Genomic DNA, 21,002 nt, shown 5'->3' with positions numbered 1-21,002 from the left:
GGGAGTACGCGAGGCCCGGTCCAAGATGACCGACCCGGCCTCGAACAACCTTCAGTTTCCCACCGAGCCTGGCCGCCCCGAACGACCGTAGAAGGATCTCAGCGGACGGGAATCTCACCCTGCAGCCAACCTTGCAGGATGGCGAACTGGACGATCTGCGCGCGGCTGGTGATGCCCAGCTTGCAGCATGCTCGCCCCTTCTGGGCTTCGATGGCCTTCGCCGTTGCCCCGACCTGGGATCCGATCTCCTTGCTGGTGTAGCCGTAGGCCACGGATTTCAGGATCTCCCGCTCCCGTTCCGTGAGCGAGGACTTGCCTTCGTGGGCGTGGGTCCAGGCGACCGGGCTTGGGTGGGCGGAGCCGTGCCCGGGAAGGAGCGGGTCGACGTAGGTCCCGCCGGCGCGCACGGCCTCGACGGCCTGCACGATGTTCAGGAAGGCCGAGCGCTTCAGGACGTAGGCGCAGGCCCCGGCCTCGAACGCTTGGTCGACATAGACCCGGCTCTCGTACACGCTCAGGATGATCGCCCGGGTCCTGCTCCGGCGGTCGACGAGCGTGCGGATCACCGCGACGCCGTTCATGTCGGGCATGGCAAGGTCCAGGATGGCGATGTCCGGGGATAGGTCCGCGATGGCCTGCACCGCCGCCGTGCCGCCGTCCACCGACGCGACGATCTCGACGAGGCCCGTGTTGCTGAGGAGGTCGGCGACCCCGTGGCGGAAGACGGGGTGGTCGTCCGCAAGCACGATGCGGATCGGGGCGCGATCAGGCATCATGGTCGACGTCACTCCCCAGGCGTATCCGCGCGACCACGGACGTACCCTGACCGGGCGAGGACTCGACTTGCAGGCTGCCTCCGATGAGGGCCATGCGTTCGCGCATCCCGATCAATCCGAGCTTGCCCTGGGTGACCAGCAAGTGGGACGAGGCGTCGTCGGCCTCGAAGCCCGTGCCGTCGTCGTCGACCGTGAGGGTGAGGCGTCCCGGGCTGAACAGAAGGACGACCGAGACGTAGCTCGGCAGCCCCGCGTGCTTGGCCACGTTGGTGAGCGCCTCCTGCGTGATGCGATAGAGCGTGATGGCATGCTCGGCGGGCAGGTGGAATTCCTTGCCGCTGACCTGCAACTCGGTCGCGATGCGCGTGGTGCGGCTCCACTCCTCCACGAGGTAGCGAAGCGCGGTCACGAAACCGAACTCGTCGAGCGCCGCGGGTCGTAATTCCAGGGTGACGCGACGCAGAGCCTCTCCCACCTGCTGGGCTTGATCGAGGAGGCGGTCGAGTTCGGAGCGCGCATCGTCGCTGGAGAGGTAAGGCAGCAGACGTCGCAATCCGAAATTCAGGGCGACCAGATGCTGGCCCGCATGATCATGAAGGTCGCGCGCGAGCCGACGTCGCTCGTCCTGCCCGGCGCGGTACAGCCGCGTCAGCACCTCGTCGCGTTCCCGTTCGGCCCCCACGCGTGCGGCTGCGTCCGCCTCAAGCCGAGCAAGCAGGTCTTCTCGCTCCTGAAGCAACGCCTGCATTTCCCGAGTGCGCCGCCGGCGTTCCAGCATGACGCGTCGGGCATCGTAAAGCTTCGAGGCGAGGATCCCGAACCGACGGCCGAGCCCCAGCCCGTCGAGATGCAGCACGACGAGCGTGCCGCCCTCGAAACCGCCCAATCGCGCGCGCGTGCCATGGCAGGAATGGCGCTCGAGACTTCCGTCCTCGCATTGGAGGAAGAGCGTTCCGGGCAACGTGGCGGAGGAGGAGGCGCAGCGCTCGAGATAGCGACGGAACTCCACCTCGGTGGCTTTCTGAACGGGTAGGACGTCGCCGATCCGTAGACCGTCCAACGCCTCGCGCGCCGAGGCGTTGGCGGCTTGGAGTTCCCCGCCTCGCCAAACGATGAGCATTGGGGCGGGGACGAACTCGAACAAGGCCTCGAAGTCGGACCTAGACGTCACCCGTCCCGAAGTAGTCCTGTCCTCCCTCGTCGGGGGCATCAGGGTCGAGGTCAATGACGATCCGGCAGCCCGTGCCGCCGCGGGCGATGGTATCTGCAAGCGTGATTCGCCCATATCCTTGGCTCTCCGCAACCATGTGACCAAAGACGTTCGAGGTCACCATGCACATCGAGGGGGACCTCTTCACCAGGTCGCCGAACGGGCAGCGTCGGTTGCCGAGCACGATGCGCCGGGGCGTCGTCTCGATGACGTAGAAATCTCCGCCCAGGCGTCGCTTGAGGTCGATCATGGCGTCCACGGTGGCGAAGAGGTCCAGCCGACGGGGGCCCGCCACCCGAAGGTATCGCGCCTTGATCTCTTCCGAGACGGCCATGCCGACCAGGGCGATGAAGCCACTGGCCTCCGACCTGCCGACGGTATCCTCCAGGGCGCCGGCGAAGGCACCGAAAACCATGCCGAGGAAATCCTCTCGGTCGATGCCAATCGGTGCGTTCTCGAAATCCGGGATGCCAACGGCTTCTCGGCACATCGGCGGCCTCCCCCTCCAGACTTATTGCCACCTTCGTAGCACATCGATGCAGCGAAACCACTAAGTCTTAGTCGGTAGGAATACCGAGGGATGACATATTTTCCGTCATATTCTGACTCGATTGAAGATCGAGGCGGAATATGCAGTCATCTGCATCATATGTGTTGTCATCTCTCCCGGAAGCTGCGCGTGAACTGATCCTGGATCGGCTTCACGAGGTAGGAGAGGGCCGTGCGCTCCTCGGTCGCGACGTGGACCTCCACGGGCATGCCGGGCACCAAGCGGGCTCTCTCGCCCAGACGGTTCAACTCCCCCTCATTCAGCTCGACGTACCCGACGTAGAACGCATCGTCCTTGCCGCCTTTGGTCGTCGACGGCGAGACATAGGTCAGCTTTCCCTTGAGTTCGGGGGTCGTCCTCTGGTTGAAGGCGGTGAACCGCAGCTTGGCCGGACGGCCGACACCGATCTGGTCGATGCTCGCCGGAGAAATGCGAACCTCGATCCGGAGCATGGCGTCCGCGGGCACGACGGTCGCGAGCACGTCCGCCGGCGTGACCACGCCGCCGACGGTGAAGGCCTTCAGCTCGTGCAGGACGCCCGTGGCCGGCGCGCGGATCTCGGTCCGCGTCAGCCGATCCTCCAAGGCGATGCGCCGATTGCCCAATTCCGCGAGCTTGGCATCGACGACGCTGAGTTCCTTCTGGGCCTCGGTGCGCGCGGTATCCGTGATGGCCAGAAGCTGGACCCGGATCTCGCTCGTGCGCACCTTGGCCCGGGCGATGGAGGCTTCCAGCGACCCCTGTTCACCGGTCAGGCGGTGCCGGTCGCGGCTGATGGGCAGGAACTTCGAACTCTCGAACAGGTGCTTGTCGACGAGGCCCTGCAGCTTGCCGTGCTCGCTCGTGAGGATCGCGAGCTCGTCCCGCTTGGCATCCTTCTGCTTGACCAGGCCTGCGACCTCCTCGGCCACCTGACCGATCTGCAACTCCAACTGCTGGCGCTGGCTGTCGCGGCTGGCGAGGTTGCCACGGAACAGGCGGCTCTCGCCATCAAGGATGGCCAGCGCCTCCGCGGCGCCGTCCGATATGCTCGCGGGGAAGGCGATGTCGCGAAGCCCGTCCCGTTCGGCCAGCAGGCGCGCCTTCTTGGCCGACAACTCCACCAGTTGCCCCCGGACGATCGCCAGTTCGGCCCGTGTCTGGGCGTCGTCGATGCGGATGAGGATCTGACCGGCCGTCACGGCCTGCCCGTCTCGGACAAGGATGGCGCCGACGACCCCCCCGTCCCTGTGCTGGACCGCCTTGGCGTTCTGATCGACGGTGACCGCGCCCGGTGCCATGATGGCGCCGTTGAGGTCGGTCGTCGCGGCCCATCCTCCCACCCCGATCAGGAGGCTCACGCCCAGCGCGAACCCGAGGGCGATACGGGGGATGACGGAGAAGGAGGGGTCCGTCCCATGGTCGATCCCGTCGAGAGGCCTGGGGCGATGGACACCGATGGTTCGCGTACTCATGGTCCGGTCCCTTCGATGGATGGATCAATGGATGGGTGTGTTGGCCGGTGACGCGGCCGTCGGCTTCTCGACGAAGAGCAGGGTGTGGTGGCCGTCGAGGACGAGGGTCGTCTCGAAGGAGTCGTTCCCGTCGAGGTCGGCCGAGATGACGGTCACGTCGCCCTCGTCGAAGAGCGCGGCCCGGTAGCGGATGCCCGACACGGTGCCGTCGTTGCGGTCCATCGCCTCGGACAGCGAGTGGCCGACGACGCCCGACCCGTTCTCGAAGAAGGACCATCTCAGAAGGTCGACGTAATCCCCGACTGAGAAGTCGGTGATCTCGACGGAACGGGTTGCCTCCGAGATCCCGGAGCGCGGGTGGAACCCGTAGCCGTCGTTGCCGCCGCCGCCCGTGAGCACGACATCGTCGTCGCCGATGATGAAGCGGTCGTCACCCGATCCGGCTACGATGCGTTCAATGGAATCGACCCTGTCCTCTCCGAGCTCGGTGCCCGAAATGACATGATTGACGAGATCGACGAGCAGGTCTCCGGTCGCGCTGCTCAGGTCCAGCGTATCCGAGCCGTCATCGCCATCGACATGGTCGTCGTCGCCATCCAACGCGAGGATGATCCGATCGTCGCCGGCGCCCGCGCGTAGGGTATCACACCCGGCTCCGTCGCGGAGCGTATCGCGACCCGAGCCGCCATCGAGGAGATCGTCGCCCCCGCGTCCCGCAATAAGGTCATCCCCATCTCCGCCAATCAGGCGGTTGCTCCCGGCACTGCCGGATAGGGTATCGTCGCCGGATCCACCGATCAGCGCCTCCAGCCCATCGAGGAGGTCCCGTCCCGTCTCGGCCCCGGTCGCGATGCCTATGAGCAGGTCGGCGGAGATGCCCGCCCGCGTCCCGGAGAGGTCGAGCGTATCCAGACCAACACCGCCGTCGAACCGGTCGGCCTCACCGTCCGACGATGCGATGAGGATGTCATCGCCGGTGCCGCCCAGCGCGACGTCGCGGCCGTCCCCGTCGAGAATCGTGTCGTCGCCGTCGCCCCCGTCGAGCCCGTCGTTTCCGGCCCCGCCCGAAACGTGGTCGCGGCCCGCGCCACCGGAGAGGGTGTTGGCGGCTGCGCTCCCCGACAGCGTGTCGGCACCAGATCCGCCCCGGACGTCCTCGATCGAGACGAGGAGGTCATGGCCAGTCTCGGCGGCCACCGAGGTACCAGCGGTGAGATCAACCGTAACACCGGATGCGGTCGTGGAAACGTCGAACGTGTCTGTCCCGTCGCCTCCATCGAAGCGGTCGGAATCTCCGTCACGCGCAGCCATGACGATATCGTCGCCTGAGCCTCCGAGAACCGTATCCGATCCCGTCCCGTCCGCGAGGGTATCGTTGTCCGCTCCGCCGTCGACGAGATCGTTGCCGGCCCCGCCCGACACCGTGTCCCGTCCGGCTCCTCCGCGGAGGACCTCGCCCACCGAGCTCCCGGTCAGGACATCGTCGCCCGATCCTGCCCGGACAACCTCGACGGACGCGACCGTGTCGCGTCCCGACCCCTGACCAATAGCCGTGCCGGCGACCAGGTCGACCACGACATCGGTATCAAGGCTCGACAGATCGAGCGTATCCGTCCCTTCGCCGCCGTCGAAACGGTCGGCCTCGCCGTCCAGGGACGCCACGAGGACGTCGTCCCCGTCTTGCCCCAAGGCTACGTCCCGCCCCTGCCCGTCGGAGAGGACGTCGTTGCCATCGCCCCCTTCCAGACGGTCGTCCCCGAGGCCGCCGGAAACGACGTCGCGCCCGGCGCCGCCGAACGCGACGTCGGCCCCCTCCGACCCGTCGAGGCGATCATCGCCCACCTCGCCGAGGAGCAAGTCGCTCCCCATCCCTCCGACGAGGATATCGCTGCCATCTCCGCCGTCGAGCAGGTCGTCCCCGGCGTCGCCCAACAGGATGTCGTCGCCCTCCTCGCCGAAGAGGCGGTCGTTGCCGTTTCCCCCCGAGACCCGATCCGCCCCCGTCCCCGCGAGCACGACGTCGTTCCCGTCGCCGCCCAGGATCACGTCGTCCCCGGCGCCGCCGACGATGTGGTCGTCCCCGGCGCCCCCATCGATGATGTCGGCCGAGGCACGGGCGTCGATGTTGTCGTTGCCACCCCGGCCGTCGATCTCGTCCGCGCACAGCGTTCCGAGCAAGAGGTCGTCGCCGTCCGTGCCGAACATCGGCTCGTGTTCGACGACGTTGAAGACCGCCGTCTGGGTGACGGCGAGTTCGCCATCCGTGACCTCGTACGTGATGGTGACCGGACCGAGGCCATCGGCGTCGTACACCCAGCCGTCGCCGTCGCGGGCCAGCGACCCGGAGGAGACCGTGACGTTGCGGACGGAGAGGCTGTCGCCATCGGGATCCTCGACGTTTCGGAGCAGGTCGGACAGGGCGATGGGAAGCAGCGCGCAGGCGGCCATGTCGGCGAGGTAGACCGCGCCGTTGGTGGTCGGCGCACGGTTGCGCCGGCCTGCAGCGCCGTCCCCGTCATCGTTCGAGGCTGGACGAGGCGTGACGGCGCCGGCGCCGTTCCCCGCGTCGTCGCCGGACCCGGGAGGATTGTCGGCGCCGTTTCCCCTGTCCCCGCCGTTGGTCTGCTTGCCGGGGCCGGCGGTATCCTGTCCCGCGGGACGGTCCGCGTCCGACGGCGTGCCCCTGCCGCCGCCGGGAAGGTCATCGGTGTCGCCCAACCCGCCGGGCGGTCGGGTCGCGGGATCATCGAGGTTTTCGGATCCCGCTCCCTCGTCACCATTGTCCTTGTCCCGGCCCCCGCCGCCGCCGCCGCCGCGGACGCCGGGGGCCCGGTCGGCATTGTCGTTGATGGGGCGTGGGATGACGGGTGACGCCTTGAAGTCGTTGAGGTTCGGCTGGGGGTCGTGCCGGGCGAAATGGAGCGTATGCGCTTGGAGGTGGGTGGCATCGTACTCCGGTGAGGGCATCTCCGTTTGGGGCACGACCCCGGATGACCCCAGCAGGTGATGCTCGTCGGGTGTCTCGCCCGGATCCACGTCCGACGAGGCCATGACGACGAGCTTGGGTGCGGCCTTCGTCTCGTGTCCGGCGGCGCTGGGCTCGACCTCGGCATGAACCGAGGTGTGGAACAGGGACTTCAGGTATCCGGCCACGGCAGCGACCGCGAGGGCCAGGTAGTAGGGCGTGGTCGACGACTTGCCGGCTTCCTTCAGCGCGTACTTCTGCGCTCCGGTCTGGGAGGCTTCGCCGGTCTTCGTGCCCTTCGTCTCGATGATCATGCCGGCACCCGCTCCATGACGGAGCGCTCCCTTGCGATCTTGGCCGGATCGGCACCGGCCGATGCGTCGCGCACGGCCTTGCCGAGAATGGCTTCCTTGGGCCCGAAGGCGGTCAGCTTGCCGTCCTGGACGACCGCGATGGTATCGACGGCCGCCAGCACGCTCGGTCGGTGCGCGATCACCACCGCGATGCCGCCGCGGGCGCGCACGCCCTGGATGGCGGCGGCCAGGGCCGCCTCGCCCTCGCCGTCGAGGTTGGAGTTCGGCTCGTCGAGCACGAGCAGGAAGGGGTTGCCGTACAACGCCCGCGCGAGGGCGATGCGCTGGCGCTGGCCGCCGGACAGGGCGGTCCCGAACGGGCCGAGTTCGGTGCGGTAGCCGTCGGGCAACCGCAGGATCATCTCGTGGACACCCGCGGCGCGGGCGGCGGCGACGACCAGGGCCGGATCGGCATCCTGCGCCAGGCGGGAGATGTTCTCCTCGACCGTCGCGTCCATCAGGCAGACCTCCTGGGGCAGGTAGCCGATGATGCGGCCGAGGCTGTCCTCGTCCCATTGCGACAGGTCGGCCCCGTCGAGGCGGATGCCGCCGCGCAGGAGGGGCCAGATGCCCGTCAGGGCCCGGCTCAGGGTGGTCTTGCCGCCGCCGCTGGGGCCGATGACGCCCAGCGCCTGGCCCGCCTGGAGCTCGAACGCGACGTCCGACAGCAGTACCCGCCCCGAGCCGGGCGCCGCCACCGTGATCGACCCCACGCGGAGGGACGAGTGCGGCATCGGCAACGGCATCGGCCGGTCGAGGCCGGACAGGGCCACGAGGGTCTCCGTCAGCCGCCCGAAGGCCTTGCGGGCCACGGCGATGCCCTTCCAGTTGCCCACGGTCTGGTCGATGGGGGCCAGGGCGCGGGCCGAGGTGATGGATGCCGCGATGATGGACCCTGCGGAGAGCTCGCCGCCGATGACGAGGTAGGCCCCGAGCCCCAGCACGGCCGATTGCAGGATCATGCGCAGGACGCGAGAGATGGCGGCGAAGGTTCCGGTGATGTCCGTCGTCCGGGTCTGGAGTTCCAGGTGCTCGTTGTTGGCGAGGCGGTATCGGTCGACGGCCCGCTCCGCGAACCCCATCGCCTTCAGGACGTCGGCGTTGCGGGCGTTCGAGTCGGCGATGGCATTGCGGGCCACCACGGCCTGCTGGGTCGCCCCCGTCCACCGCCGGGTCAGCAGTTCGGTGAGGATGGTGAGGAGGGTGAGGAGGGCGGCGCCGGCGACGGTGAGTGCCCCGAGCCAGGGGTGGAGCATGTAGACGAAGACGAGGAAGACCGGCGTCCAGGGCAGGTCGAAGAGCGCCACGAGCCCCGGGCTTCCCAGGAAGCCGCGGACCGTGTCGACGTCCCGGCTGCGTTCCATCGCCTCCGCGGTGGAGAAACCGAAGCGCGGCATGTCGATGGAGACACGCTGCGCCAGGGGCGCGATCCGGCGGTCGAGCTGCGCCCCGATCCGCACGAGGATCTGCTGGCGCAGGACGTCGAACAGGCCCTGGAAGACGTAGAGGCCGATGGCAAGCGTCGAGAGCCCGACGAGGGTCGGCAGGCTGCCGCTCGGCAGCGCCCGGTCGTAGACTTGGAGCATGTAGAACGACCCGGTCAGGGCGAGGATGTTGATGATGCCCGACATCGCGACGAGGAACACGAACGGCATCCCGAAATGCCGGGTCAGCGCCTCTGTGCTTCGCTTCTGGGCGAGTTGCTTCTGATCCCTGGAACGCATGTCTCAATCCCCCATGAGCGCGGTTGGGCGGGAGGGGCCCGACGCCGGGCCCTTTCCCACGTCAGAGGGCGAAGTCCGCGGCCGTCGCGGCCGGGGCTCCCTTGATGCTGAACTTGAACTCGGGGGCCGCGTCGCCGCCGGTGTTGCCCGCCACCACGGTGTAGTCCCCGTCCGCCCGGTGCTCCTGGGTGACCAGCAACTCACCGACCCCGGTGAAGGCCGCCCCAGTCGCGAGCGTGAACGCCTGGTTCCCCGCCACGCCCTGGTTCGCGTCGATGCCGCTGAGGTCGACCTTGTCGCCGGGCTGGAAGCTCGCGATGGTGTCGCCGTTCGCCGCGGCGGCCGACCCGAAGCGGTAGGTGTCGGCCCCGCGGCCGCCATCCATCACGTTCACGGCGTCGCTGGCCGTGATCGTGTCATCGCCGGAGCCGGTCACGAGGTTCTCGATGCCCCAGAGGGTATCGGACCCGGATTGGCTGCTGGCGACGCTGCCTCGCCCGGCGAGCCCCGTGCCGAGGTCGGCCGCGATGTTGGCGGTGATGGCCGACATGTCGAGGGTGTCGGCGCCGGTGCCGCCCCCAACCTCGTCGCCCCAGTAGCTGTCGCCGCCATCCCCGACCTCGGCCACGAACAGGTCGTTGCCGTCGCCGCCGATCACCGTATCGTTGCCGGCCCCGGCCGTGACGAGGTCGTTGCCGGCCCCCGCGAGGATGCGGTCCGCGCCGGCGTCGCCGTAGACCATGTCGTCGCCGCTGCCCGCGAGGATGTCGTCGTCGCCGGCCCCGCCGAAGACCACGTCGCGACCGCCGCCGGCATCGACGAAGTCGTTCCCGTCACCGCCGCGGATCACGTCGGCCCCGTCGCCGGCAAGGATGTTGTCGTCCCCGGACAGGCCGAGGAGCGTATCGGCGCCGGGCGTCCCGGACAGGACATCATCGCCGGTCGTACCGGCCACCAGGCTTGCCGGAAGCTCGGCCGGGGGTGTGGTCGTCCCACCACCGGTGGTGCCCCCGGTCGCGCCTCCGCCCGACGAACCTCCCCCCGTCCCGGGAGCGGTGGTCCCGTCGTCCGAGTCGTCTCCGTCCTCCGAGTCGTCCCCGTCGTCCGAGCCGCCACTGCCCGTGGTGTCGTCGTCCCCGTCGTCGGAGCCGTCCCCGCCCGCGGTGCCGTCGTCTCCGTCGTCGATGGGCCCGGTGCCGTCGCCCTCCCCGTCAGCCGGCCCATCGCCTCCGGCGGTCCCGTCCTCGTCGCTGACGGCGAAGATGTCCTCCTGCAGGCCGGTCAGCCCGGTGTTGCGCGCGACGATGTCGGAGAAGTTCTGGCCATCGATGATGTTTTGATAGAAGTCGAAATTGTCGAACCGGTCGGTGTAGTAGAAGCGGTCTCCTTCCTGCAGGCGGTCGAACTGCTCATGGAGCACGACCCAGAAGGTCTGGCCCACGACGCCGCCGTTGATGTGCTGCTCGGCCAGGCCGCCGACCCAGAGGTCGACCCGGTCGATGCCATTCACGTATTCGGTGCCGTCCGGCCGCTGATGGATGGCGATGTCGGGGTTTGCGGCCACGAAGGCCGCGCGCATGTCGGCCGTCGCCAGGGCCAGGTCCGGGTAGGCAGCCTTGAACTGCGCGATGACCGTGTCGCTCAGTCCGTTCCGGGCCTGGAAGTCCTCCCAGGAAGCGTAGGGCGTCAGGTCGCCCGCGAAGCCTAGCGCCTCCCGAATGTAGGGATCCGTGGATGCCATGAGGTCGGCGCGAACCTGGTTCAGCGAGCCGAGGCCGACATCGCGGCCGCGGGCAACGTTGAAGGCGAACAGGTCGGCGTTGATCCGCACCAGGTCGTTGCGCACCGCGTCGACGATGTTGAAGTCGACTTCCTCGGCCGGTTGCGTCGCGACCCCGGCGAGGATGGCGTTGGCCCCGAGTTGGGCGTAACCCGGCTGCGGCACGTAGCCGGGCGGCAGGGACGCCGTGAAGACGTCCGGGGCGTTCGAGGGGTTCAGGAAGGCATCGAAGAGCGCGACCTGCCGCGGCGCGCCGTCGGGGCCGATGACCGTCAGGGTCTCGCCGATCAGCGAGTGCCCGACGCGGTACACGGCGGAGGCGAACTCGTGGGAGATCCGGGCGTCGACGTCCGGGTTGTAGCCGTTGTGACCGTGCGTTCCGCTGCCCTTCATGCCGCCGATGAGCTGATCCGCGAACTCGTCGAAGATCACGCGCTGGTACTCGGCCTCGTTGATCATCTTGGCGGCCTGGAACACCTCCTCCGGCGTCCCCTGGAAGCCGGCCTCCACGAGGTTCTCGACGTGGAAGTTGTGGTTGCGCGCCCAGATCGTGTGCATGGCGGTGAGCGACACGTTCTCGTTCGCCCGTCCATCGCCGGCCACGTAGTGGTCGAGCAGGCTGACGAAGGGGTTCGTGTCGAGCAGCAGCGCGTTGCCGCTCCCCATGAAGTTCGAGGCGAAGGCGCTCACCGCCTCGGGATCATACGCGCCGGCCGCATTGAACAGGGAGCCGGTCTTTGTCTCGGAGATGGGGAAATTCGAGAAGTAGGTGCGGAAGCTGATCGCTCCGCCCGGGAGCGAGGGGTCGTGGAAGATCGTGTCCGCGTCCCAATGGTGCTGGATGAGGGCGCGGAGGGTCGGGAGCAGGTTGAAGGCGGGATTGGAGGGATCGGGAGCACCCGCGAGAAGGCGCGCGCCGACGCCCTGGTTGCCGTCGCTCTCGCGCAGGAACTGGCCGACGAGTTCGTGCGAGCCGTAGGCCTGGTTCTGGTCGACGTAGGGTGAGGTCTTGTTGAGGTGCTGGGGCACCCCGTCCACGATGGACGAGACCTCGCCCCGTGTCAGGTCGGCCGGATTGTTGGTTCCGGGCGCGCGCCCCGAGCCTGGCTGGTCGATCAGGACGGTTCCGTTGGCGGCGCTCTTCGGGAGGAAGTCGAGGCCGTGGTCGAAATACTGTCCGAACGCCATGAAGAAGATGTTCGAGCCGTTGGCCTGGTGCGGCAGGTCGGCCTCCTGGGTCCCCAGCACGTTGCTGATGGCGCGCGGATCGAGGCCGGCGTAGAGCGGATTGAGGGCGTTGTTGTTGGTTGCCGGGTCGAAGGCACCGTAATGGGCGTCGGTGAGCCGAATGAACGGCTGGTCCGCGGCGCCGAATTCGGGATGGTCGAGGTTGTTGCCCGCTCCGGACAGGGTGCGGACACCGGTCGCCCCCTCCGTATCGTCGTCGCCCTCGACGGCGGGACGTCCCTGGATGAGGTTCTTGATGCCGGCGAGATCCGCCGCAGTCAGGGTGAACGCTCCGCCGCCGCCCGGCTGCTCCCCGCCCTGGACTGGTGTGGTGCCGAAGGCCGGCGTACCCGAGCTTGCGTAGGTGATGGTGTGAGACCCGTTGGTCAGGGTCGTCATGCCGTTCGCCTGGGTGGCCGTGTAGTCGGCACGCGTCGTGCCGGGGGCGAGTTCGATGACGTCCTGGGGCCGCAGCGTGCCGATGATGGTGTCGTGTCCGCCGTTCGACCGGAAGACGATGCGGTGGGCCGAGGTGAGCCCGGAGATGTCCACCGTATCGTCGCCGGCAGCGCCGTCGATGGTGATGGTGCTGAAGTTCAGGCTGGTCCCGGTGAAGTTGCCCGATACCGTGACGGTGTCGTTCCCGGCGGCACCCTGGTTCAGGCCGCCCCCATCGTTGGCGGTGACGTTGAGCGTGTTCACCTGGATCTCCTCGACGTTGTCGAGCTCGGCGACCACGGTCGTCGTCGTCCCCACGGTGCGGGTGATCACGATCTCGGTCGCGGCCCCGAAGGTCGTTCCGAGCGTGGCCGCGAGCGTGGCGTTCTGCCCACCGGTGAGCGCGTAGATGCCGAACGCTTCCGCCGCTGCGACCCCGTTCAGCACGTAGGTGTCGGTCCCGGCCCCTCCGTCGACGCGGTCGCGCCCGTCGACGCTGAGTTGTGTGATCCGGTCGTTGCCGGCACGGCCATTGATGATGTCGTTGCCGCCCCGACCATCCATCGTGTCGTTGGAGAACAGGAGGGCGTTGGCACCGTTGGCGATATCGTCGCCCGCCGTGCCGACGAAGTTCAGGCCGATGAGAGGGGCACCGGTAAAGTTGTCTCCCACGATGCCGGTCGGTGCGGAGAAGACTTCTTCTGGGTTGCCCTCGCCATCGGTGAAGCTGACACGGACCCTCAGGACTGCGCCGACTTGGGCCTGGGCGGGTGTGAATCCTTGGCCCGTGGCGCCCGCGATGGCGTTCCAGGTCACGCCGTCGGCGGCCAGGACCTGCCATTGGAAGGCGAAGGCGCCGAGGCCGTTGGCATCCGCGATGCCGACCGTTGAGACGCTGAGGGCCTGGCCCTCGGTCGGCGACACCAGCCCGTTCGTCGGCGTGGGGTCGACGATGGCCGGAACGCCGGTCGCCGCGGTGTTGACCCTGACGGCTTCGACGTTCTTCAGCTCCGCGATCACGACGCCGCCGCGGACCACCACCGACTGTGTGTCGTCGCGGAAGGTCAGGGTCGGGAACTGCGCGCGCGCGGCAGCGAGCCCGAGCTGCTGGACCGGAAGCGCGCCGTCGAGGATCCGGAAGGTGTCGGTCCCTGCGCCGCCATCGACGAAGTCGCGTCCGTCCCCGGGGCGCCACGTCACGGAATCGTTCCCGCCGCCCGCGAAGACGAGGTCGTCCCCTGCGCCGCCCGCGAGCGTCTCCGACGCGACGGTACCCACCACGATGTCGGCCCCGGCCGTCCCGGCCGCCCCGATGGCATAGACGTCGGTGTCGCCGACCTGCAGGAACTCGACCTCGGTCAGCGTATCGCGGCCGTCGCCTTCCAAGCCGAGGTTGTCGGTGACGGTGATGACGGCCCCGGTGCGCTCGAAGGCGTAGGCCTCGACCGGGCCGGTCACGATGGCCGTATCCGTGCCCGCATCGCCGTCGATGGCATCGTTGCCGTGTCCGCCCGAGAGCTGGTCGTCGCCGGCCCCGCCCCGGAGCGTGTTGTCGCCGGTCCGGCCGATGAGGACATCGTCGCCGTCGTTGCCTCGAAGGTCGTCGTCGCCGGCCCCTCCGTCGACCCGATCATTCCCGTCGCCGCCGTCGATGATGTCGTTGCCCACATCGCCTTCGATGTCGTCGTCGCCGGCAAGACCCAGGATGACGTTCGCAGCCGTCGAACCGGGAAGATCGTCGTCGCCGGCGGTGCCGACGAAGGCCGTCTCGACGGACAGCGTTTGCTGGGACTGCGTGACGCCCGGAAGCGTGCTCGTCCAGTTCGCGACGGCCCGGACCTCGACGTTCGGATTGGCCGGCGTGAAACGGTCGCCTGAAGGGCCGCCCAGCGCGTTGCCGACGAGACCGTCCCCGGGTCCGACGTTCCGCCAGGTGCCGTTGGCGTCGAGGACTTGCCACTGGACCGTCACCGGGCGCCCGGCGACGAGGCCGGTGAACACGGCGTCGAACCGGCCGATGTCTCCATCGGATGCGACGATGTTCAAGCGGTCGAAGGGTTGGTTGAGGATGAGCGCGACGGCGACCGGCCCGTCCGCGAACTGAAGGGCTTCGATGTTGCGCAGGGTGTCCGTGCCGTCATCGACCGCCGGATCGCTCAGGGTTACGTGCCGGACCGTGAGCGTCCCCGCTTCCGCACCGGTGCCGCGGGTGATGCTGTAATTGGCCCGCACATCGCTGAACACGGCCGTATCGACATCGGACGCGTTCGCGTCAGGCGACACGATCTCCCGCACGATGTGCATCTGGTCCGGCCGGACGTCCCGCGAGAGCAGGAGCTCGAACAGCGACTTGCCCACCCACGACGCCGGCAGGCCGTCGGTGGTGACCTGGCCCTGGGTGAAGGTGTGGCGCAGGCTGTCGACGGAGGTCAGCTGGTTGGCCTGGGTGTTGGAGGCGGACTCGATGGCCGGGGTCGAGGAATCGTCCGGCCGGGTGATGCGGATGCGGACGTTGAGCCAACGGTCGCCGTCCAGGATGTCGTTGCCGCCATTGCCCTGGAGGACGTCGCTTCCCGCGCCGCCGAGCAGGATGTTGCCGGCCTCGAAGAGCCCGTTCGAGCCGAGCGAGACGATCCGGTTCAATCCGTCGATGCGGGCGAGGCCGTCCGCGTCGAGACCGTCGTTGAAGAACACGCCCTCGTTGGCGCCCACGGTCGCGGCACCGGGTTCCTCCGCAAGCCCGTCAGCGGCGGTCCGGTCGTCGCCGATCAACGTGTCGTTGTTCTTCCACCCCGACAGGGCCTCGACCTTGTCGAAGCGGTTGCGCAGGATGTCGGCTTCCTCGGTCGTGAAGATCGGGATGCGCATGTCGGCGTGGGCGTCGCGGGCGTTGCCCTTGAAGATGGCCCAATCGAAGCCGAACATGCCCTCGTTGCGCATGACGCTCTCGCCCTGCACCATGATGTCGTCGCCGGACTCGCCGTCGAAGTCGTGTTCGTCGCCGCCGGCGAACATCACGTCGTGACCCTTGATGGCGGAGTTGAAGAACAGCTCCGAGTTGTCGCCGGCCGTGGTGTCGAAGCCGCCGCCGGCCTCCAGCCAATCGTCGCCCTCGTTGCCCATCAGCAGGTCGGCGCCGTCGCCGCCGATGACGAAATCGTCGCCGTCACCGGAGAACACCTCCGTGGAGTCCACGCCCACGAAGACCACGTCCTTGCCCGTGCCTCCGATCAGGATGTCGATGCCGTTCGAGTTGGCGATGACGTCGTTGCCGCCTTCGCCCTTGAGGAAGTCGCCGCTGTCGCCGGAATCGGTGATGATGTCGTCGCCGTCGCCCCCGTTGACGAGGTCGACGCCGGCACCGGACTCGATCCGGTCGTTGCCGGCATCGCCCCAGATCCCGTCGTCGCCGAAATCGGTGACGATGGTGTCGTTGCCGTTGGTGCCGCCGACGAGGACGTGCTCGCCGCCGGTGAAGCGGAGATAGTTGGCCTCGACGGCCGCGCTTCCGGGATCGTCCCGCATGACCTTGCCGAGGCCCATCGCCTCCAGGATGGCATCGGCTCCGGTCGGGTCGACACCGGGGGCGGATCCGTTCTGGTCGGATTGGTTGGCGGCGTTGACCTCAAGCTCGAAGTCGTAATCCGCGAAGGCGTCGACGCCGATGTGGCGCGGGACGATGTCGTCCCCGGTGCCGCGGATGCCGTCTGGTCCGGGCTCCGCCAGGTTCGTGTTGGCCATCATCAGCTTGGAGAAGGAGTTCTGCTCCAACTCGACCAGGAAGTTCTGACCCTGGGTGCGGGTGAGATAGTAGAAGCGGTCCGCGTCCTGCAGGTTCTCCATCTGCGCCTCGAACACGGCGTTGAAGGTCGAACCGAGAAGGCCACCGAAGGGCATCTGCTTCTCCGCGAGGCCGCCGATCCAGAGGTCGACCGCGTTGTAGCCGGTTTCCCGGCCCGCCCAGGCCCCCCGGGAATTCAGGTAGTCGAGGCGGTCCTCCGGAGCCCCCACCCCACCCAGGACGAGCGCTAGGGCCGCGTCGCGCTTGCCGTCGAGGGTCGTCGCCGCAACCACGGACGGATGTGTCCCATAGGCCGCCACGAAGTTCACGACCGACATCGCGTTCTTGAGATTGCCGGCCATGTCCGCCCAACTGGTATAGGGCGTCAGGAAGGTCGAGCCGGTGGCGGCGAAGAGCTGCGCGCGCGCCTCGTTCAGGGTGGGCGTCCCGGTCTCGCGACCGCGGGCGATGTTGAGGGCGGCGAGGTCGAGGGGCAATCCGAGCAGGTTGTTGCGCAGGGCGTCGACCACGAATTCGTCGATCTCGCTGCCACGCTCGACCGTCATGCCCCGGATGATGGCGGCCGCGGCCTCGTCGTGGCTCAGCCTTGGTGTGCCCGTGGGCGCGAGGTCGCCGGGGCTGTCAAACAGCACGGGGTTGAGGAAGGCCTCGATCAGCCCGAGGCCATCGTCGAGGGCAGCCCCGTCCACCCCGACGCGCGGCAGGTTTTCCGTGAGCATCGAGTGTCCGAAGCGGTAGACCGTATTGGCGAACTCCGCGAAGATGGCCGGGTTGATCTCCGTCACCGCGTTGAACACGAACGGGTCGATCTGGGGCTGCACCTTCCGGGCGAACTCCTCGAAGACGAGGTGCTGGTACTGCATCTCGGTGGCGAAGCGTCCGGCCTGAAACAGGCGCTCGCCGTCCCAATCGAGGCCGTTCGCAATCGTGGTCTGCTCCAGGGCCGAAAGCTGGGCGAAGCCCGCGGGTAACCCCGCGATGTCCGTCTCCAGCCACGCGTTGATGAAGGCGAGGTCGCCCGAGCGCAGGATGGTCAGCTTGTGGGCCTCGACCTGTCGGTTGTGCTCGGAATGGAAGATGTGGTGGACGGCGGTGAGGCCGATGTTCTCGTTCCCGCGTCCGTCGCCGGTGATGAAGTGCCGGTCGAGGAGCTCGTTGTCGTAAGCCAGATTGCGCCCCTGCGCGGTCAGGCCCGTCGTGGAACCGTCCGCGTTGGCGAAGCCCAGGGCGGTGTCTCCGTCCTGGGGAAGCGCGATCCCCCGCGAGGTGGTCGGCACGGCGTCGTTGGCGATGTCGTCGAGGAAGGCGTTGAAGGTGCGGGCGGCCGCGACCGTTTCGCCCGCCTCGATGGTGTTCTGGGTGCCGTTGGGGCCCGCGAGGACCGTGCCGACCGGCAACTGGATGGCGGAGAGGGAGAGCGGCGCCGCGAGGGTGCCGCTGGCATAGACCGGCTGCCCTCCGGGCGTGATCCCGACCATGACCTGGGGCATGCCGTCGGCGCCGGGGATGAAGGCGCCGTAGGGGTCTGTGAGCAATTGGGGGACCGCCGAGACGTCGGCATCGACGAGGTTGATGCCGAGCATCGTCCGCGCCTGTTCCTTGACGTCGGCCCAGGTCGCGAGCCCGCCGTTCACGCCGCCGAGGAGGAGCCCGGTCGCGACGGGCTTCCCGTCGACCAGCGCGTACTCACGCAGGAAGACCTGGTGGGAGGCGTTGGAGGTGTAGGTCTGGTTCTGGTCGACGAAGGGCGTCGTGACGTTGCGCTGTGAGCCCTCGACGGGGGTCGAACGGGTCAGCACCATGAATTGGGTCTGCGCGGTCACCTCGTCGCTCGTGCCGGGCATTCCGTCGGGGCCCTGGGTGACGAGCGGGTCGTCCGCGGTGAGCGGGATGTAGACCGTGCCGTTGCCGCCCTTGGTGATCAGGTCGAGCCCGTGGTCGAAGAACTGCCCGAAGAACGTCATCCAGGCATTGAAGGGCTTGGACAGGCCCTCGTCCGGAGCGACGTTGAGGACATCGATGGAGCCGTTCGTGACGGTGACGCCCGTCCGCTGGAGAATGGTATCCAGCGCGGATTGCAGCTCTGCATGCTCGCCGGCGGGATCCGCCCCTTGCGCCGTCCGCAGAGCCTCGTAGGCCGCCGTGATGAGTCGCTGGTCGCCGAGGATGTCCGTGGAGCCCGCGAGCCTGAGCGCGGCCGCGATGGCCGCCGGATTGTTGAGCGAGGCGTCGACGACAAGGTTGGAGATGATGCGTGGGTCGGCGTCGGCGACGCTGCCACCGGTGCCGTAGTCGGTGTTGGTGACCGCCGGTGCCGGTCCGGGGCCGTCCGGGTCGAAGGCGTCGCCGTCCTGGTCGTTCACGAAGCTTTTGTCGAGAAGCTGGGGCATGGGCTGGCCGGACGAGCCCCAGGTCTCGCGGCCGGGCACGATGTTGTTGAAGGTCCCGTCCACCGTGCGGAGCCCGTAGGGCACGTGCGGATCGGGGATGGCGCGCGGTGCGTCGGCCGCACCCAGCCAGAGGCCATCCGGGTTGTAGAGGCTGCGATCCGTCAGGATGTCGCCGGTGGCGGGGTCGACCCTGAGTTCCGTCAGGTCGATGCCGCTGGCGTGGGCCTCGGCGATCCTGATCTGCCTCAGGATGAAGGTCAGATCCTGCTGATTGAGATGAACCGCCATGACACCCTCCGCACGACATGGGCGGCGATGGCCGGCCCTGATCGGATGCGAGGAGTTCCCTTGTTTTCCGGGACGCCTCCTCCACTTCCGCGAAGGTTCCATGCCTGTGACCCTGCCGGAAGAGTTAAAAAACCCTTAAGGACATAGGAAATTTCCTCGCGTGTTGGTTTTTCCTACAGGATGCAACTTCGCGGGTACTGCTTAGGAGTTATCTTTTCCTCTTTTGTGCTTTGGTGGTCGACTTGCGTACTGCATTCGAGTCCCGTGGCACGTCAGAGAGCCCATAAAAATCCGCGGCAATAGGGTTTGATGCTCAGTCTATTTTGACCGACGTAACGAGGTCGAACCCCGATCCATGGAGCGATTCGTGAGCTTCGTGCCGCGGACGTGCCATCGGTCGAAACGAAGGGCGGCGGGACCCTACGGGAGTTCGTCGACCTCGGTTTCGACAGCCTGGTCTTCAAAGGACGCGGCCATCGCCTTGGCGGGGCTCCCTGCGTAAACAACCGTCTTGGATGGGCGCCCGAGTGCGTGGGCGGTCGGTCCGGTGCTGTCCTTCGAACAGGAAAGATCCCGCGATGGATTCCCAACCCGCGGGCGAAGCCGTCGGCAACGAGGAGCAGGCGTGTCCAGGATCAAAATCCCCGGTGGCCGTGAACAATGGCTCCTGGTGGGCCTGTTGGCCGTGCTCCTCCTTGTTACTCTGGCCACCTATCACCTGACGCGGCTGACGACGCTGACCGTCGCGGTTGCCCCGAAAGGCGGAAGCGAGCCAGCCTTGCTGCAGGCCTACGCGGACGAGTTGGCCCGAAGAAAGCTCGGGATTCGGCTGAAGGTCATCGCCTTCGACGGCGTTCGCGAGAGCGCCGAGGCTCTGAAGGCCGGTAAGGCCGACCTTGCCGTGGTCCGGCCCGACGTCGCGTTGCCCGGGAACGCCCTGACGCTTGCCGTCCTGCGCGAACTCTCGGCCTTCGTCGCGGCGCCCTCCAACGCGGGCATCAAGGGCTTCTCGGACCTGGCCGGCAAGCGCCTCGGCATGCTCGCGAGCCGCACCGCCGACCGAACCCTCGTCGGCACGCTCGTGGCCCACCACGACCTGGAACTCCTGACGGAGCCACAGACCGGGGCCCTCCCGAAGAAGGCCGTGGCGCTCGTGCCCCTGGAGGAAGCCGACGTCGGCCCTGCCCTGCGCGAGCATCGGATCGACGCGCTGGTGATGGTCACGACACCCACCTCGCCCATCGCCAGGCGGCTTGTCGCGTTCGTCAAGGACGAGAGCGAGGACGACGAGATCGCCCTGTTCGGGGTGCCGGATTCTACGGCCGTCCTGGCGCGCTGGCCACGTCTTCAAGCGGTCACGCTCCCGGCGGCCCTGTTCGGCGGCAATCCCCGGCTCCCCGCCGAGGACGTGGTCACCGTCGGCTCGTCCTATCGGCTCGTGGCCCGGGCCGACCTGTCGCGCAGTCTCGCCGCCGAGGTGACTCAGCATCTGTTCGAGATGCGCAGCGCGCTGGCCGACACGGTGTCGGCGGCCAACGCCATCGACAATCCCGCCTACGAGGACACGGCCGACGCCACCAGCGCGCACCTCCCCATCCATCCCGGGGCGATCGACTATTACGAGCGGGAGCAGGAGACCTTCATCGAGCGCTACGAGAGCTGGATCTACCTCGTGGCCATCCTGGCCGGCGGCGTCGGCTCAACGGTAGCCTGGCTTCGCCAGCGTCTGGGCCGCATCCGGCGGGAGCGGATCGAGGTGGCGACGAGCCGCCTGCTCGAACTGCGTGGGGCGGCGCGGCAGGAGACCGACCGCGCGCGTCTGGAGGCCATGGCGGCCGAGGTGGATGATCTGGCCGCGAGCATCGCCCGACAGGCCCTCAATCGACCGACCGAGCTTCGGATGCTCGGGGCGGCCAACGTGGCCATCGACGCCACGCGCTCGACGGTCAGGCGTGCGATGGTGAGCCGCCCCGATTGAAGGGGGCCGCCGTTTGGTATGGCTTTTGAGCCTGTTCGGAGTTGACTTGGTTTGTGGTCCAGGACCC

8 protein-coding genes are annotated in these 21,002 nt (G+C 68.1%); 1 reads left to right on the top strand and 7 read right to left on the bottom strand.

Annotated elements, in window-relative coordinates; genetic code table 11:
* Positions 1 to 98: 98 nt before the first annotated feature.
* From ASF41_RS08070 to ASF41_RS08040, 7 genes are all read right to left on the bottom strand, one after another.
* Positions 99 to 776, bottom strand: a complete 678-nt coding sequence (locus tag ASF41_RS08070) for a response regulator transcription factor (protein ID WP_244472526.1) — start codon at positions 774 to 776, stop codon at positions 99 to 101.
* A complete protein-coding gene (locus ASF41_RS08065) occupies positions 766 to 1,920 on the bottom strand; it encodes a sensor histidine kinase (protein ID WP_244472527.1) in 1,155 nt (384 codons plus the stop codon). The genes ASF41_RS08070 and ASF41_RS08065 overlap by 11 nt, the downstream gene beginning before the upstream one ends.
* Positions 1,921 to 1,936: 16 nt before the next feature.
* Positions 1,937 to 2,476 (bottom strand): methanogen output domain 1-containing protein, encoded by a 540-nt coding sequence (locus tag ASF41_RS08060; protein WP_244479591.1) that lies wholly within the window; start codon positions 2,474 to 2,476, stop codon positions 1,937 to 1,939.
* A gap of 167 nt (positions 2,477 to 2,643) precedes the next feature.
* Positions 2,644 to 3,990: an HlyD family type I secretion periplasmic adaptor subunit gene (locus ASF41_RS08055; protein WP_056271948.1), complete on the bottom strand. Its 1,347-nt coding sequence runs from the start codon at positions 3,988 to 3,990 to the stop codon at positions 2,644 to 2,646.
* 24 nt (positions 3,991 to 4,014) lie between these two features.
* Positions 4,015 to 7,269: a cadherin-like domain-containing protein gene (locus ASF41_RS08050; RefSeq protein ID WP_056492225.1), complete on the bottom strand. Its 3,255-nt coding sequence runs from the start codon at positions 7,267 to 7,269 to the stop codon at positions 4,015 to 4,017.
* Complete coding sequence (locus tag ASF41_RS08045) at positions 7,266 to 9,032, bottom strand: type I secretion system permease/ATPase (RefSeq protein WP_056216472.1); 1,767 nt, start codon at positions 9,030 to 9,032, stop codon at positions 7,266 to 7,268. Before ASF41_RS08045 ends, ASF41_RS08050 begins: the two co-directional genes overlap by 4 nt.
* 61 nt (positions 9,033 to 9,093) lie before the next feature.
* Positions 9,094 to 18,957, bottom strand: a complete 9,864-nt coding sequence (locus tag ASF41_RS08040; protein ID WP_056492222.1) for a peroxidase family protein — start codon at positions 18,955 to 18,957, stop codon at positions 9,094 to 9,096.
* A 625-nt stretch (positions 18,958 to 19,582) separates the two neighbouring features.
* On the opposite strand from ASF41_RS08040, the gene ASF41_RS08035 reads away from it, so the two are divergent.
* The gene (locus tag ASF41_RS08035) at positions 19,583 to 20,935 is read left to right on the top strand and encodes a TAXI family TRAP transporter solute-binding subunit (protein ID WP_056492219.1); all 1,353 of its coding nucleotides are present in this window, start codon (positions 19,583 to 19,585) and stop codon (positions 20,933 to 20,935) included.
* Positions 20,936 to 21,002 lie beyond the last annotated feature (67 nt).

The organism is Methylobacterium sp. Leaf111 (assembly GCF_001423285.1).
In the GTDB taxonomy this organism is placed as follows: Bacteria; Pseudomonadota; Alphaproteobacteria; order Rhizobiales; family Beijerinckiaceae; genus Methylobacterium.
Note: the sequence above shows the minus strand (reverse complement) of the source record. Positions and strands in the feature narration are given on the sequence as shown.